The 14,859-nt window shown below is 70.2% G+C and carries 12 protein-coding genes; 9 read left to right on the forward strand and 3 right to left on the reverse strand.

Translation table 11 applies throughout. The features are described from left to right. The first annotated feature begins 65 nt into the window (after window positions 1-65). A complete protein-coding gene (locus AC07VM_RS15505; RefSeq protein WP_267414592.1) occupies window positions 66-2,318 on the forward strand; it encodes a RelA/SpoT family protein in 2,253 nt (750 codons plus the stop codon). Here the strand turns inward: AC07VM_RS15505 and AC07VM_RS15510 are convergent. Together AC07VM_RS15510 and AC07VM_RS15515 are read right to left on the reverse strand one after the other, a co-directional pair. Further along, window positions 2,305-2,856: a type IV toxin-antitoxin system AbiEi family antitoxin gene (locus AC07VM_RS15510; RefSeq protein ID WP_267414590.1), complete on the reverse strand. Its 552-nt coding sequence runs from the start codon at window positions 2,854-2,856 to the stop codon at window positions 2,305-2,307. The genes AC07VM_RS15505 and AC07VM_RS15510 overlap by 14 nt on opposite strands. A gap of 64 nt (window positions 2,857-2,920) precedes the next feature. Next, on the reverse strand, window positions 2,921-4,273 hold the full coding sequence (locus AC07VM_RS15515; protein WP_494912105.1) for a DUF349 domain-containing protein: 1,353 nt from the start codon (window positions 4,271-4,273) through the stop codon (window positions 2,921-2,923). Between the two features lie 214 nt (window positions 4,274-4,487). Between AC07VM_RS15515 and AC07VM_RS15520 the strand changes: the two genes are divergently transcribed. Beyond that, window positions 4,488-6,356 carry an NAD(P)/FAD-dependent oxidoreductase gene (locus tag AC07VM_RS15520; protein ID WP_494912106.1) on the forward strand — a complete coding sequence of 623 codons (1,869 nt, stop codon included), beginning with the start codon at window positions 4,488-4,490 and terminating at the stop codon, window positions 6,354-6,356. 25 nt (window positions 6,357-6,381) lie between these two features. On the opposite strand, the gene AC07VM_RS15525 is transcribed toward AC07VM_RS15520, so the two are convergent. Further along, window positions 6,382-6,672, reverse strand: a complete 291-nt coding sequence (locus tag AC07VM_RS15525; RefSeq protein ID WP_494912107.1) for a hypothetical protein — start codon at window positions 6,670-6,672, stop codon at window positions 6,382-6,384. A 127-nt stretch (window positions 6,673-6,799) separates the two neighbouring features. Here AC07VM_RS15525 and AC07VM_RS15530 point away from each other — a divergent pair, with 127 nt between their 5' ends. The 7 genes from AC07VM_RS15530 to AC07VM_RS15560 all read left to right on the forward strand — a co-directional run bounded on the left by AC07VM_RS15530 (window position 6,800) and on the right by AC07VM_RS15560 (window position 14,812). Then, window positions 6,800-8,185 carry a replication-associated recombination protein A gene (locus tag AC07VM_RS15530; RefSeq protein ID WP_494912108.1) on the forward strand — a complete coding sequence of 462 codons (1,386 nt, stop codon included), beginning with the start codon at window positions 6,800-6,802 and terminating at the stop codon, window positions 8,183-8,185. Between the two features lie 182 nt (window positions 8,186-8,367). Continuing rightward, window positions 8,368-8,997: a 30S ribosomal protein S4 gene (gene rpsD / locus AC07VM_RS15535; protein ID WP_105670943.1), complete on the forward strand. Its 630-nt coding sequence runs from the start codon at window positions 8,368-8,370 to the stop codon at window positions 8,995-8,997. A gap of 111 nt (window positions 8,998-9,108) precedes the next feature. Further along, complete coding sequence (locus AC07VM_RS15540) at window positions 9,109-9,297, forward strand: hypothetical protein (RefSeq protein WP_105721276.1); 189 nt, start codon at window positions 9,109-9,111, stop codon at window positions 9,295-9,297. Between the two features lie 55 nt (window positions 9,298-9,352). Continuing rightward, window positions 9,353-12,013, forward strand: coding sequence for an alanine--tRNA ligase (gene alaS, locus AC07VM_RS15545; RefSeq protein WP_494912109.1), 2,661 nt, complete (start codon window positions 9,353-9,355; stop codon window positions 12,011-12,013). Continuing rightward, window positions 12,010-12,483 (forward strand): Holliday junction resolvase RuvX, encoded by a 474-nt coding sequence (gene ruvX, locus AC07VM_RS15550; RefSeq protein ID WP_267414570.1) that lies wholly within the window; start codon window positions 12,010-12,012, stop codon window positions 12,481-12,483. The genes alaS and ruvX overlap by 4 nt, the downstream gene beginning before the upstream one ends. Before the next feature lie 2 nt (window positions 12,484-12,485). Further along, window positions 12,486-14,009, forward strand: a complete 1,524-nt coding sequence (gene mltG / locus AC07VM_RS15555) for an endolytic transglycosylase MltG (RefSeq protein ID WP_267414568.1) — start codon at window positions 12,486-12,488, stop codon at window positions 14,007-14,009. After that, window positions 14,006-14,812, forward strand: a complete 807-nt coding sequence (locus tag AC07VM_RS15560) for a shikimate dehydrogenase (protein ID WP_494912110.1) — start codon at window positions 14,006-14,008, stop codon at window positions 14,810-14,812. Before mltG ends, AC07VM_RS15560 begins: the two co-directional genes overlap by 4 nt. Window positions 14,813-14,859: the final 47 nt, after the last annotated feature.

Raw genomic sequence — 14,859 nt, forward strand, 5'->3', positions numbered from 1 at the left:
GGTCCCCTCGGCGGGCGCTCGGCCCGTACAGCACGCGTAGGATGAACTGATCGGGAGGTGAGTTGATGGCGGAACCGCAGACGTCATCGCAGGGTTCGAGTCTGCGACGACTGGTTCCCCGCATCTTCTCCCGCGCGTCCCGGATCAACGACCTCGACAACCTGATCCGCACCGTCCGTGCGAACCACCCCAAGGGTGACTTCTCCGTCATCGAGCGCGCCTACGCGGTCGCGAAGGAGAAGCACGAGGGACAGAAGCGGCAGAGCGGCGAGCCGTACATCACGCACCCGCTGGCGGTCGCGCAGATCCTCGCGGAGCTCGGGCTCGGGCCGCGTGCGGTGGCGGCCGCGCTCCTGCACGACACGGTCGAGGACACCGGTTACGCCCTGACCGACCTGACCGCCGAGTTCGGCGACGAGGTCGCGATGCTCGTCGACGGCGTGACCAAGCTCGACAAGGTCAAGTACGGCGAGAGCGCGCAGGCCGAGACGGTCCGCAAGATGATCGTCGCGATGTCGAAGGACATCCGGGTCCTGCTCATCAAGCTCGCCGACCGTCTGCACAACGCGCGCACCTGGGGCTTCGTCCCGCCGGAGAAGGCGGCGAAGAAGGCCAAGGAGACCCTCGAGATCTACGCGCCGCTGGCCAACCGCCTCGGCATCCAGGCCATCAAGTCCGAACTCGAAGACCTCTCCTTCGCGGTGCTGCACCCGAAGATCTACAACGAGATCCACAGCCTCATCGCGCAGCGGACGCCGCAGCGCGAGAAGTACCTCAACCAGGTGGTCGAGGAGATCGACGAGGACCTGCGCGATCTCCGCATCCGCGGCAAGGTCGTCGGGCGCCCGAAGCAGCTCTACTCCGTTTACCAGAAGATGGTCATCCGCGGACGCGAGTTCGACGACATCTACGACCTGATCGGCATCCGCGTGCTCGTCGCCTCCGTGCGCGACTGCTATGCGGTGCTCGGCGCGATCCACGCCCGGTGGACCCCGCTGCCCGGACGGTTCAAGGACTACATCGCCACCCCGAAGTTCAACCTCTACCAGTCGCTGCACACCACGGTGATCGGCCCCGCGGGCCGGACGGTCGAGATCCAGATCCGCACCCACGAGATGCACCAGCAGGCCGAGTACGGTGTGGCCGCGCACTGGATGTACAAGGAGCGGATGAACGGCGGCGGCAAGACCGAGGTGCGCGCCTCCGACACCGACATGGCGTGGCTCGCGCACATCTCCGACTGGCAGGCCGAGACGGCCGACCCGGGGGAGTTCCTCGAATCCCTCCGCTTCGAGATCGGCGCGAAGGAGGTCTACGTCTTCACGCCGAAGGGACGCGTGATCGGACTCCCGTCCGGGGCGACCCCGGTGGACTTCGCCTACGCCGTGCACACCGAGATCGGCCACCGCACGATGGGTGCCAAGGTCAACGGCCGCCTCGTGCCACTGGAGTCCGAGCTCAAGAGCGGCGACGTCGTCGAGGTGTTCACCTCGAAGAACCCCGACGCCGGTCCCAGTCAGGACTGGCTCGGCTTCGTCGCGAGCACCCGTGCCCGCAACAAGATCCGCGGGTGGTTCACGAAGGAGCGCCGCGAAGAGGCGATCGAGCAGGGCAAGGAGGCCATCGCCCGCGCGATGCGCCGACAGAACCTGCCGCTGCAACGTCTGATGAGCCATGACTCGTTCACGGAAGTGGCGCGGGGCATGCACTACGAAGACGTATCGGCGCTCTATGCCGCTGTCGGCGAAGGACACGTCTCCACCCAGTCGGTGCTGGAGAAGGTCACGGCCCTCGTCGCGGCGAACGATCCGACGACCGGCGCCATCGATCTCCCCGGCAGCGTTCCGACGCGGGAGCCGCGATCCGGCGACTCCGGTGTGCTCGTGCGCGGAGCCAACGACATCCTCGTGAAGCTGGCGAAGTGCTGCACCCCGGTTCCGGGCGACGCGATCGTCGGTTTCGTCACCCGGGGCAGCGGCGTCTCCGTGCACCGCGCGGACTGCGTCAACGTCAAGGCGCTGAGCGCGGAGCAAGACCGTTTCGTCGAGGTGTCGTGGGCGCCGACCACCAAGAGCGTGTTCCGCGTGCAGATCCAGGTCGAGGCTCTCGACCGCTCCGGGCTGCTCTCCGATGTCACCCGGGTCCTCAGCGAGCACCACGTCAACATCCTCTCGGCGACGGTGTCGACCACCGACGAGAGGCTGGCCCTGAGCCGGTTCGTGTTCGAGATGGGCGACGCCGTGCACCTGGACCGGGTGCTCAATGCCGTGCGGCGCATCGACGCCGTGTACGACGTGTACCGCGTCACCTCGTCCTGACGGCGAGCCTTTCGAGCGCAGCCAGGCCCGCCCGGCTTCCCGGTACGCGCCGGCGTGCACGGAGCGCTTCTGCCGCAGCCTCGGCCGTGCCGGGGCAGGCGACGGCGAGGCGGCTCATCCAGGTCAGCACCCGAGGATCGCGATGCAGCGTGGTCGCGAGATCGAGCATGGTCCGCGTCGGGGTCGTGACCGGGATCCCGCCGATCATCGCGACGTCGACGGCGGGGACCATGGTGTCGTGGAAGATCAGGCGCGCGCAGGTCAGGGGGCGGAGGCGTCGCTCGACGCAGCGCCGCACATGATGCACACCCGGGGCAGCGTCACCGGCGCCGTGGATCCAGGCGGCGGTCGGTCCGCAGGCGGCCGTGCCCGCCTGCACGAGCGTGGCGATCGCGCCGGCGCGGACATCCGGACCCTCCACCAGGTCTGCCGGGATGTAGGCATCGCCGACCTCGACCACATGACCGTCGAGCCGGGCGGCGCTCAGCTCGGACTGGCTCAGCCGCCCGCCCGGAACATACAGAAACGCGGGGTGCATCACGCCAGTCTGGCGTAGTGCACCCCGCGTCTTCGGTGGTCGCGGGCGACTGTGGAGAAACCGCTCAGCCGCCGAGAGCGTTCAGCCAGGCGCGGCGCGCCTCGAGGGCGTCTGCGGCTTCCTTCGCGGCCTTCTTGTTGCCGGCCTTCTCCGCGGCGGCGACCTCGGCCTCGAGCTTCTCGATGGCCTCGAGGAGCTGCGAGCTCATGTCGTTCGCGCGTGCCTTGGTCTCGGGGTTGTTCTTCTTCCAGTCCACGTCCTCGCGGGCCTTCAGACCCTGCTCGATCGTGCGGAGCTTGTCATCGAGGGCACGCTCCTTCTCGCGCGGGAAGATACGGCCGATCTCGTCCCACTGACGCTGGATGCCCGTGAGGAGGGCCCGAGCGCGCTTGATGTTGGACTCGTCGGCGACGGCCTTGGCCTCTTCGAGGAGTGCCTGGCGCGCTTCGATCTTCGGAGCGGACTCGGCCTCCTCCGCCGCGGACTGCTCCGCGCGGGCCGCGTAGAGCGCGTCGCCGGCCGCCTTGAAGCGGGCCCAGAGAGCGTCGTCGGCCTTGCGCCCTGCGCGCCCTGCCGCCTTCCACTCGTCGAGCAGCGTGCGGTAGGCGGGAATCCCGTCGGTGCCGCGCGGGGCGAGAGCCTCGGCGCGCTCGACCAGGCGGGTCTTCGCGTCGCGGGCGCTCTTGTGCGCGTCGTCGAGCTCGGAGTAGAACGCGCGGCGCTGCTTGTCGACCACGGCGCGAGCGTCGCGGAAGCGCTTCCAGAGCTGCTGCGAGATGCCCTTCGAGAGACGGGGGCCGTTCTGCTGCTGGGCCTGCCAGGCGTCGAACAGCTCACCGAGCTCTGCGGTCACCTGCTTCCACTGCACCTTGCTGAGGTCGCGGGCGGCGATGGCCTCGGCCTTCTCGACGAGAGCGGTGCGCTCGGCGATCGCCTGGTCGACGAGCTCCTTGGCCTGCTGCGCCTCCTGCTCGGTCGCCTCGGAGAGCGAGGAGGTGAGGGCGGTGAGTCGGTCGCGCAACCCGGCGAGGTCGCCGACGGCAGCCGCATCGGTCGCCTCGTCGATCAGGTGCGAAGCCTGCTTGGCGAGGTCGCTCGCCGTGGCGCCGCCTGCCTGCTGGCGCTGTTCGAGCGCGTGCACCTTGAAGGCGATGTCGTCGAACTTGCGGACGAAGTACGCGAGAGCCTCGTCCGGCGTCCCGTCGGGGTACTGGCCGACGACGCGCCAGGCATCGCCTTCGCGGACCTCGACGGTGCCGTCTTCGGAGACACGGCCCCAATCGGCGGATGTCGACGACGATGCCGGCACCGGGGCGACGGGCGCGACGGCAGCCGGTGTCGGCGCCTTGCGGGGCATCGGCACAGCGGGCGGTGCGGGAACGGGCGGAGTCGGCTTCGAGGGCTCGGTGGCAGACACGTGATTCTCCTTGCGCGGTAGGGCCGCGGGAGGCGGAAAGGACGAGGCTCAGCCTAGTACGACGGAGCGCCCGGGGTGAGGCCGCCGGAGCGGACCCGACCGTTATCGATCTGTGAGGAGAACGTTCGCCGGAGGACACACCCGCCGTCACATGCGGGAAACATGAGGCTCCTATCGTCGCGAGGACGACAGCCTTCCGGTCGACAGGAGCACGATGACAGAGACCGCATCCTCGGCGCGCCGCATCCTGGTCGTGGGAGCGGGGGTCGCGGCGCACCGGTTCGTCGCGTGTCTGCTCCGCGACCCCGGCGCCCCGGTGCGCGTGACGATGATCGGCGAGGAGGGCCGTGGGCCGTACGACCGGTCCGCGCTCACGAGCCTCCTCTCCGGTGCCGATCCCGCGGAGCTCGAGCTCGACCGGGCGGTGCTCCGCGACGATCGCGTGCGTCTGATCCGCGACGAGCGGGTGCTGCACATCGACCGCGCCCGCCGCACGGTGCGGACGCGTTCCCGACGCACCTATGCGTACGACGCCCTCGTCCTGGCCACGGGGTCGTACGCAGCGCGGGTCGCCGTCGAGGGCTCGGAACTCCCGGGATGCTTCGTGTTCCGCTCGATCGAGGACGCGGAGGCGGTGCGGGACTTCGTGGCGTCCCGCAGCCGTGAGCGCGGCCGTCCGCTCCGTGGCGCCGTGATCGGCGGTGGGCTGCACGGCCTGCGGGCGGCGCTCGCGCTGAGCGGGATGGGCGTCTCCACGACGGTCGTGCAGTATCCGGATCGCCTCCTGTCCGCGCACCTCGATCCGGTCGCCGCGAGCACCGTGCGCGCGGCCGTGGAAGCGCAGGGCGTGACCGTGCGCACGCGCACCCGCACGACGCGCCTGGACCCCGATGAGTCGGGTGCCGTCACCGCCCTCGAGTTCCAGGACGGCACTTTCGAACGCGCGGACGTCGTGGTCTTCACCGTCGGTGTGCGTCCGCGCGACGAGCTGGCCCGCAACGCCGGCCTCGCCGTGGATCCTCGCGGGGGCGTGGTCATCGACGACGGCTGCGGGACGTCCGACCCGCACATCCTCGCGATCGGGGAGGTGGCCAGGCTCGACGAGCGCGAGGTGTCCTTCGCCGGTGCGGCCCAGGTGATGGGCGAGGTGGCGGCCGCACGCGTGCTCGGTGGCGACGAGCGTCTCCTCCGGGTCGCCGAATCGGTGCACGCGACGCTCGGCGGGGTCGCGTTCGCGAGCTTCGGCGACCCGCTGCTCCGCGTCGGCGCCGTCGAGGTCGTGACGCACCGGGACACTGCGGCGGGCGTGTACCGGAAGCTCGTGTTCAGCGACGACGCTCGGACGCTGCTGGGCGGGATCCTCGTCGGCGATACCGGCGATCACGAGGCCCTCCGCGCGGCGGTCGGGTCGCCGGTGAGCGCGGACGTGGCGGCTCAGCTGCTGCCCGCCGAGGATGGGGCGACCGACGACCTCGGGATCTGCGACCATATCGGCGCATCGCACGCACGCCTTGTCGCGGACCTGCACTCCGCCGACGTCTCCCGGTTCAGCACCGCACGTCCGCTTGTCGGACGCGACGGCTGCGACGACTGCACGCTCGCGATCGCGCGCGCACTCCTCGACCTCGCCCGCTCGCGCGCGGGCTGGAGCGGGGTGGCCGAACCTCTCGCTGCCGTGCGTCCCACGGCACCTCTCCGGACGGACGGGACCTGGACGGTGCGGCCGTGGACCCGAGAGATGATGCTCTCCCCGGCAGATCTCGTCGCGCTGGGCCGGATCGCCGAGGAGTTCCGCCTGCAGCCACGGATCGTCGAGGCCGGGATCGAGCTGCACGGGGCGCGGCCGGCGCAGCTCGCGCCGCTGATCGAACGGCTCGCGGCCGCGGGGCTGGCGCCCGGCGACGGGGAGAGGGCAGCAGGCGAGACGCGGCCGGCGACGGAGCTTCGACCGGACAGTAGTCCGGAAGCTCCGGGCCGATCCGATTCCGCGCAGGGGAGGCGTGCGTCGGCTCCCGTGGCGTCGCGAGGAGCGGTATCCGTCGCGAACGGCTGGGGCTATCGACTCGTCGGCGCCGAACCCTGATCGGGGAACGCCGGTGGAGTCGGGCTCACTCCGCGGGCGTCTCGGTGGGGACGGGGGTCGGCGACTCGGTCGGAGCCGTCGTCCGCTGGACGGACGGCGACGGCGAGGGAGCGGGTTCCGGTGCGGTCACCTGCGCATGCATGACCTGGCTGACGATCGCGGCGACGACGATGAGTGCGCCGACGACTGTGGCGATGGTGTTGTCGCGCACGCGACGCCGGACCTGTCCCTCGTGCCAGAGGTTGCGCGCGGTGTGCAGTCGCGCGCGCTCCGCCGAGGTGCGTGCCTGTGCGTTCTTGGAACCGCGTGCGGCCATGCCCGTGAATCTCCCGTCCGGACGCCGCTCCACGACGTCGCCTGAGAGCCTACCGGGAGGCGCGGGATCGGCCGAAGTGCCGGGGCCCGCAGGCCGAAGTGTCGGGGCCCGCAGGTAGCCTGGAGGGATGACGTCCCCTGCCGCACTGCTCTCCGGGCAGACGCCCCTCGCCGTGCGCATGCGTCCGGTCTCCCTCGCCGAGGTCGCGGGGCAGCGGCACCTGCTGCGGGCCGGATCGCCCATCGTGGCTCTCGCGGATCCGGAGGCGACCTCGCCCGGTGCGGTGTCCATCATCCTGTGGGGTCCTCCCGGCACGGGGAAGACCACGCTCGCGCAGGCGATCGCCCGCTCTTCGGGGCGTCGTTTCGTCGAGCTCTCCGCGATCACGGCCGGGGTGAAGGACGTACGGGAGGTGATGCAGGAGGCGATCACACAGCGCGACCTGTACGGCCAGACCACGATCCTCTTCCTCGACGAGATCCACCGGTTCACGAAGGCGCAGCAGGACGCGCTCCTTCCCGGTGTCGAGAACGGCTGGGTCATCCTGATCGCCGCGACGACCGAGAACCCGTCGTTCTCTGTCATCTCGCCGCTGCTGTCGCGTTCCCTGCTCCTGACCCTGCAGCCGCTCACCGACGACGACATCGGGCTCCTCGTCGACCGGGCGGTCGCCGATGCCCGAGGGCTCAACGGCGCGGTCACGCTCAGCGACGAGGCGCGCTCCTCCCTGGTGCGACTGGCCTCGGGCGATGCGCGGCGCGCCCTCACCGGACTGGAGGCGGGCGCGGCGGTCGCGCTCTCCCACGCGTCGACCGGTGACTCCGAGCAGCCCTCCGACGACGAGGCCGATCCCGACGCGGCCGATCCCGACGCGGTGCCCGAGGTGTCGGCCGACGACGTCGCGCAGGCCGTCGACAAGGCGCTGCTGCGCTACGACCGGCAGGGCGACGAGCACTACGACGTCATCAGCGCGTTCATCAAGTCGATCCGGGGGTCCGATCCGGACGCGGCGCTGCACTACCTCGCGCGCATGATCGAGGCGGGGGAGGACCCGCGCTTCATCGCCAGGCGTCTGGTGATCTCCGCCTCCGAGGACGTCGGCCTCGCCGACCCCCACGCGCTCGGCATCGCGGTCGCCGCCGCCGACGCGGTCGCCTTCATCGGGATGCCGGAGGGGCGCATCCCCCTCGCCGAGGCGACCGTGTACCTCGCCACCACGGCGAAGTCGAACGCCGCGTACGTCGGGATCGACGCCGCGATCGCCGACATCCGCTCCGGCGGCTTCGGCCGTGTGCCGCTGCACCTGCGCGACGCCCACTACCCGGGGGCGAAGCGCCTCGGACATGGGCGCGGCTACGTGTACTCGCACGACAGCGAGTACGGCATCGTGCCCCAGCAGTATCTGCCGGACGAGCTCGACGGGCGGCGCTACTACGAGCCGAAGAATCTGGGCGCGGAGCGCGACATCGGGGCGCGTCTCGAGCGCATCCGTCGCATCCTCGGTGACCGCTGACCCTTCCGATCGGGCCGCGAGCGACGATCTGTTAGACTTGAGCGGCTCGAAACCGAGTTTTCGGGCATCTCCTCGTTCACACCACACCTTGCTGGCGCCCCGGCGTGCGCTCCAAGGCAGAACGCGGGTGATACGTCCGTGAGTCGTGAAAGACGCGACCACGTCATCGGAAGGACAACTTCGTGACCACGAAGTCCCAGGACCGCCGCAAGGTGCGTCTGAGCCGTGCCCTCGGCATCCCGCTCACCCCGAAGGCAGCCCGCTACCTCGAGAAGCGTCCCTACGCTCCGGGTGAGCACGGCCGCACCAAGCGCAAGGCCGACAGCGACTACGCCGTCCGTCTGCGTGAGAAGCAGCGTCTGCGCGAGCAGTACGGCATCCGCGAGAAGCAGATGCGCAACACGTTCAACGAGGCCCGTCGTCAGGACGGCCTGACCGGTGAGAACCTGGTCGAGCTCCTCGAGATGCGTCTCGACGCTCTCGTCGTGCGCTCGGGCTTCGCCCGCACCACGGCTCAGGCTCGCCAGCTCGTCGTGCACCGTCACATCCTCGTCGACGGCCAGCTCGTCGACCGCCCGTCGTTCCGCGTGAAGCCGGGCCAGCTCATCCACGTCAAGGCCAAGAGCGAGGGCACCGAGCCCTTCCAGGTGGCAGCAGCCGGCGGTCACGCCGAGGTCCTGCCCCCCGTTCCGGGCTACCTCGAGGTCGAGCTCGACAAGCTCCAGTCGCGTCTGATCCGTCGTCCGAAGCGCGCCGAGGTCCCCGTGACCTGTGAAGTGCAGCTCGTCGTCGAGTACTACGCGGCTCGCTGATCCAGCGAAAGAGCAATCAGGCAGGAGGCGTCGGGATTCCCGACGCCTCCTGTCGTTTCCGCATACGATGGTGACACCGCGCCTTCGCGGGTCAAGGGCAAGGATGACGACATGAAGAGCTTGCAGTGGTTCCTGATCGGTGTGATCGGCGGCTTCGTCGCGGCTCACTTCATGAACAAGGACCCGCGCGGTCATGACATCCTCGCCGAGGTCGACGCCCGGATCAACGGGTTCACCGCGATCATCGGCGACGCCTACCGCGAGCAGGAGGCACGGCTCACGGAGCCGGGCAAGAACTGAACCACCGCAGCAGCGCTCCGGCGCGGCATCTTCACGCAAGGACACCCGGCACTCTATGAAAACTGCGGATATCGCGCAGCGTTACCTCGACTTCTTCGAGAAGAACGACCACCTCATCGTCCCCTCCGCCTCGCTGGTCAGCGACGACCCGTCCCTGCTGTTCACCGTCGCCGGAATGGTGCCGATGATCCCGTATCTCACGGGCGTCGTCCCCGCGCCGCATCCGCGCATCGCCGACCTGCAGAAGTGCATCCGCACCAACGACATCGAAGAGGTCGGTCGCACCGCCCGTCACGGCACGTTCTTCCAGATGCTCGGCAACTGGTCGTTCGGCGACTACTTCAAGGAGGGCGCGATCCGCTACGCCTGGGAGCTGCTCACGAGCTCCGAGGCGGACGGCGGGATGGGCTTCGACGAGAAGGACCTCTGGGTCACCGTCTACGAGACAGACGACGAGGCCGAGTCGATCTGGCGGGACATCATCGGTCTGAAGCCGGAGCGCATCCAGCGCCTCGGCCGCGCCGACAACTACTGGAACACGGGCCAGCCCGGCCCCGGCGGCCCCGACTCCGAGATCTTCTTCGACCGCGGGCCCTCCTACGGCAAGGACGGCGGCCCGGCGGCGGATGACACGCGCTTCCTGGAGATCTGGAACCTCGTGTTCATGCAGGACTTCATCGAGAACATCCGCGGGAAGACGGAGTTCGACATCGTCGGCGAGCTGCCGATGAAGAACATCGACACCGGCATGGGCCTCGAGCGCGTCGCGTTCCTCAAGCAGGGCGTCGAGAACATGTACGAGACCGACCAGGTGCGCCCGGTCCTCGACCGCGCGGTGGAGCTCTCGGGCCGTCGCTACGGCGCGTCGCACGAGGACGACGTCCGGTTCCGCGTGATCGCGGACCACGTGCGCTCCTCGCTCATGCTGCTCTCCGACGGGGTCCGCCCGTCCAACGAGGGACGCGGATACATCCTGCGTCGTCTCATGCGCCGCACGGTGCGCGCCATGCGCCTCCTGGGCGTCGACGCCCCGACCTTCCCCGAGCTGTTCGCCGCGTCGCGCGACGCGATGAAAGAGGTCTACCCGGTTCTCGAGAAGGACTGGTCGGTGCTCTCCGCGTCCGCCTTCGCCGAGGAGGAGACGTTCCGTCGCACCCTCGTCGCCGGCTCCACGATCCTCGACCTCGCTCTGGACGAGACGAAGAAGGGCGGCGGGAAGACCCTGAGCGGACCCGAGGCCTTCCTGCTGCACGACACCTACGGCTTCCCGATCGACCTCACGCTCGAGGTCGCCGAGGAGGCGGGCCTCGACGTCGACCGCGTCGCTTTCGACACGCTCATGCAGGAGCAGCGTCAGCGCGCCAAGGACGACGCCCGCAACCGCAAGCGTCAGCTCGCGGACGTGTCGGTGTACCGCGACCTGCGCGCCCTGGGCGAGACCGGCTTCGACGGCTACACGGCCCTCGAGGTCGAGTCGCGCGTGCTCGGGCTGCTCGTGGACGGCGCCCCCGTGCGCAGCGCGTCCGAGGGACAGATCGCCGAGGTCGTGCTCGCCGAGACCACGCTGTACGCGGAGTCCGGTGGACAGGTCGCCGACAAGGGCACCATCGTCGGGCCGGGCTATGTGCTCGAGGTGCTCGACGTGCAGAAGCCCGTGCCGGGTCTGATCAGCCACACCGTCGAGGTGACGCGGGGCAGCGTGGCCGTCGACGATATCGCGACGACCGTGGTGGATGCCGCGAACCGTCGTGCCGCTCGCCAGGCGCACTCCGCCACGCACCTCGTGCACGCCGCCCTCCGCGACACGCTCGGACCGACCGCGACGCAGGCGGGTTCGCTGAACCGTGCCGGCTACATGCGGTTCGACTTCTCGTGGTCGCAGGCGCTCTCCGCCGACACCCGCAGCGAGATCGAGGAGATCACGAACCGCGCGGTGCAGGACGCCCTCGAGGTGACCACCCGCATCGTCTCGCTCGACGAGGCGAAGGACGCCGGCGCCATGGCACTGTTCGGCGAGAAGTACGGCGACGTGGTGCGCATGGTCGACATCGGCGGCCCCTGGTCGCGCGAGCTCTGCGCCGGCACCCACGTCAGCACGAGCGCCGAGATCGGGCTCGTCAGCCTCGTCGGAGAGTCGTCGGTCGGCGCGTCCAACCGCCGCATCGAGGCGCTCGTCGGCGCCGACGCCTTCCGCGAGCTCGCCGCCGAGCGGGCGATCGTGTCGCAGCTCACCAGCTCGCTCAAGACGCCGCGGGAGCAGCTGCCCGAGCGCATCGCCGATCTCTCCGCGAGCCTCAAGGCCGCGGAGAAGCGCATCGCCCAGTTCGAGGCGAAGGAGCGGGCCGGACAGATCCCCGCGATCGTCGAGGCCGCGTCCCGCATCGGCGCCTTCCGTCTGGCCGCGCAGAACCTCGGCGAGGCGGCCTCGGCCGATGACGTGCGCGATCTCGTGAACGGTGTCCGCGATCGACTCGGTTCCGATGCGGCCATCGTCGCACTCGGCGCGGTCGTCAACGGGCGTCCCGTCGTGGTCGTGGCGACCAACGATGCCGCACGCTCCGCCGGTGCGAAGGCGGGCGCGCTGGCCAAGCGCGCCGCCGGAGTCCTCGGCGGTGGCGGTGGCGGTCGAGACGACGTCGCACAGGGCGGCGGCGCGGACGCGTCGGCTCTGCCGGCGGCGCTCGAGGCCATCGCACAGGAGCTGCACGTCGCGTGAGCGGATTCCGCCGCGGGGTGCGGCTCGGCATCGACGTCGGTCGGGCGAGGGTCGGGGTGGCGCGCTGCGACCCGGACGGGATGCTCGCCGTACCGGTGGAGACGGTTCCCCGCGATGACGCATCGATCGCCCGACTCGTCGAGATCGCGGGGGAGTACGAGCCGCTGGAGTTCGTCGTCGGACTGCCGGTCAACCTGCAGGGTGCGGACACCGCGTCGACCACGGATGCGCGGGAGTTCGCCGCGGCTCTGCAGGAGCGCAGCGGTGTCCCCGTCCGCCTCGTGGACGAGCGCCTCAGCACCGTGACCGCACACGCGGCACTGCGAAGTTCCGGGAGATCTCAGAAGAAGTCTCGTAGCATTGTGGATCAGGTCGCCGCCGTGGTGCTTCTGCAGCAGGCGATCGACATGGAGAAGAGCACCGGAAACCCGGCCGGTGCCGCCATCTCGCCTGACGAGGAGCACGCCTGACGATGTCCGAACGCGACAGCGCTACGCCCCGACACGACGCCGACTCCCGCTTGGGGGACCTGTTCGAGAACCTGCCGGAGCCGACCCGTCAGATCCCGACGGTCGACAACAGCGCCCCTGCGCCCGGCTCGCGTCGCGCCGCGCGGGAGGCGGCTGCCGGTTCGCCCTCGTCGCCGACCCCTGCGGGCGCTCCGACGGATCCGTCGCCCGTGCCGGTCCGCGCGTCCGCCGATGACGCCGTCGCTTCCGAGACCGAGACGCCGTCGGTGACGCCCGTCCGCGCATCGGCCGATGCGGCGGACACTCCGACTCGCGCCGTACCGCAGGTGGACCCTGCCCTCGCCGCTCCCGTCGCGCAGCCGGATCCGGACCCCGTCATCGGCGGCGGTCTCGACGACCTGTTCGCTCCGCACGACGACCACGTCGACGCGCGACCGAAGAAGAAGCGACGCAAGGGATGCCTGATCGCGCTGATCATCGTCCTGGCGATCCTCGGCGGCATCGCGGCCGCCGGCGTCTGGGTGGCCAACACCTACGGCGACAAGATCGCCGACGCCATGGGATGGGGCGAGCCGAAGGACTGGGAGCCGGGTCTCGCGACCGGTGAGGCCCTCGTGACGATCAAGCAGGGCGACACCGGAGCGCCGGTGTCCGCCGCCCTCTACGAGGCGGGCGTCACGAAGACGGAGGACGTGTTCTACGACTATCTGGTCGATGAGAACATCGACGTCACGTTCTACCCGGGCGTCTACCGCCTGCAGGAGAAGATGACGGCCGAGGCCGCTCTGGCCGCGCTCCAGAACGACGAGAACAAGATGGCGAACGCGGTGTCGGTCTCCGAAGGCGGGACGGTCGTGTCGTCGCTGCCCAGCATGGCGGAGACGCTCGGCATCCCGCTGGCCGACTTCGAGGCCGCGGTCAAGGATCCCTCCGCCTACGGCGTCGACGCGCAGAGCCTCGAAGGCTGGCTCTTCCCCGCGGTGTACGAGTTCGATCCCGGGGTGACGGCTCCGCAGGTGATCCAGCGGATGGTCGACCGCACCCGTGAAGCGCTCGATGCCACCGGTGTGCCGGCCGCAGACGCGGAGCGCGTGCTGACGATCGCCTCGATCATCCAGCGCGAGGGTCTGACCGCGGATTTCCCGAAGGTCTCGCGCGTCATCCAGAACCGTCTCGACATCGACATGAAGCTGCAGATGGATTCGACGGCCCAGTACGGCTACGGCACCCTGCACGAAGGCGTCGTCTCCAGCTCGGCCGAGGCTCTCGCCGATCCGAACCCCTGGAACACCTACGTGCACACGGGGCTCCCGGTGACACCGATCGCGAGCCCGAGCGATGCGGCCATCAAGGCGGCGATGCACCCCGATGACGGTCCGTGGCTGTACTTCGTCACGATCAACCTCGCGACGGGGGAGACGCAGTTCTCGACGACGTACGACGAGCACCTCGCCGGCGTGGAGAAATGGCGCGCCTGGTGCCGCGACAATCCCGACAACAACGGATGCGCGGCCGGATCGCAATGACCCGTCTGGCGGTCTGGGGCGACCCGATCGGGCACTCCAAGTCGCCCGCCCTGCACGCGGCCGCGTACCGGGTGCTCGGTCTCGACTGGGAGTACGGGCGGCGTCAGGTTCCCGCTGAAGGATTCGCGACGGCGCTCGCTCAGCTCGACGGCACGTGGCGTGGTCTCTCCCTCACGATGCCGCTGAAGGAAGAGGCGTTCCGCGCGGCAGCGACGCGGGATCGGCACGCGGACCTCACCGGAGCCGTCAACACCCTGCTGCTCAGTGCGCGCCCCGCCGGCTTCAACACCGACGTGGGAGGCATCGTCGACGCGCTGGCAGAGGCCGGCATCGGCGACGTGGAGACGGTGCGCATCCTCGGCGCGGGCGCGACCGCGGCGTCGGCGCTGGTCGCCGTCGCGGAGATCGGCGCGGCGCGAGTGGATGTGCGTGCCCGACGACCGGAACGCGCGGCGCCGTTGATCGATCTCGGAGAGCGCGTCGGCGTCGTCGTCGAGGTCTCCGCGCTCGACGATCCGGTCCTCGGTGTGGACCTGACGATCGCGACCCTGCCCAGCGGAACCGTCCTCGCCACGGAGACCGCGGCGGTGCTGGCCGCGAGCGGCGGAGCCCTCTTCGACGCCGCGTACGCCCCGTGGCCCTCGTCCCTCGCGTCCGTCTGGGGGGACGCTCCTGCGATCTCCGGGCTCGGGATGCTGCTGCACCAGGCCGTGCGCCAGATCCGGATCTTCCGCCACGGCGACCCGTCCGTCGCCCTGCCCGACGAGGCCGACGCCATCGCCGCCATGCGCGCCGCCCTCTGATCCGCGTCGCTCCGGCGAAACGGCCCCACGGACGAAACGCGGCGCGG

This window comes from Microbacterium sp. GW821-FHT01D02, from assembly GCF_059422585.1.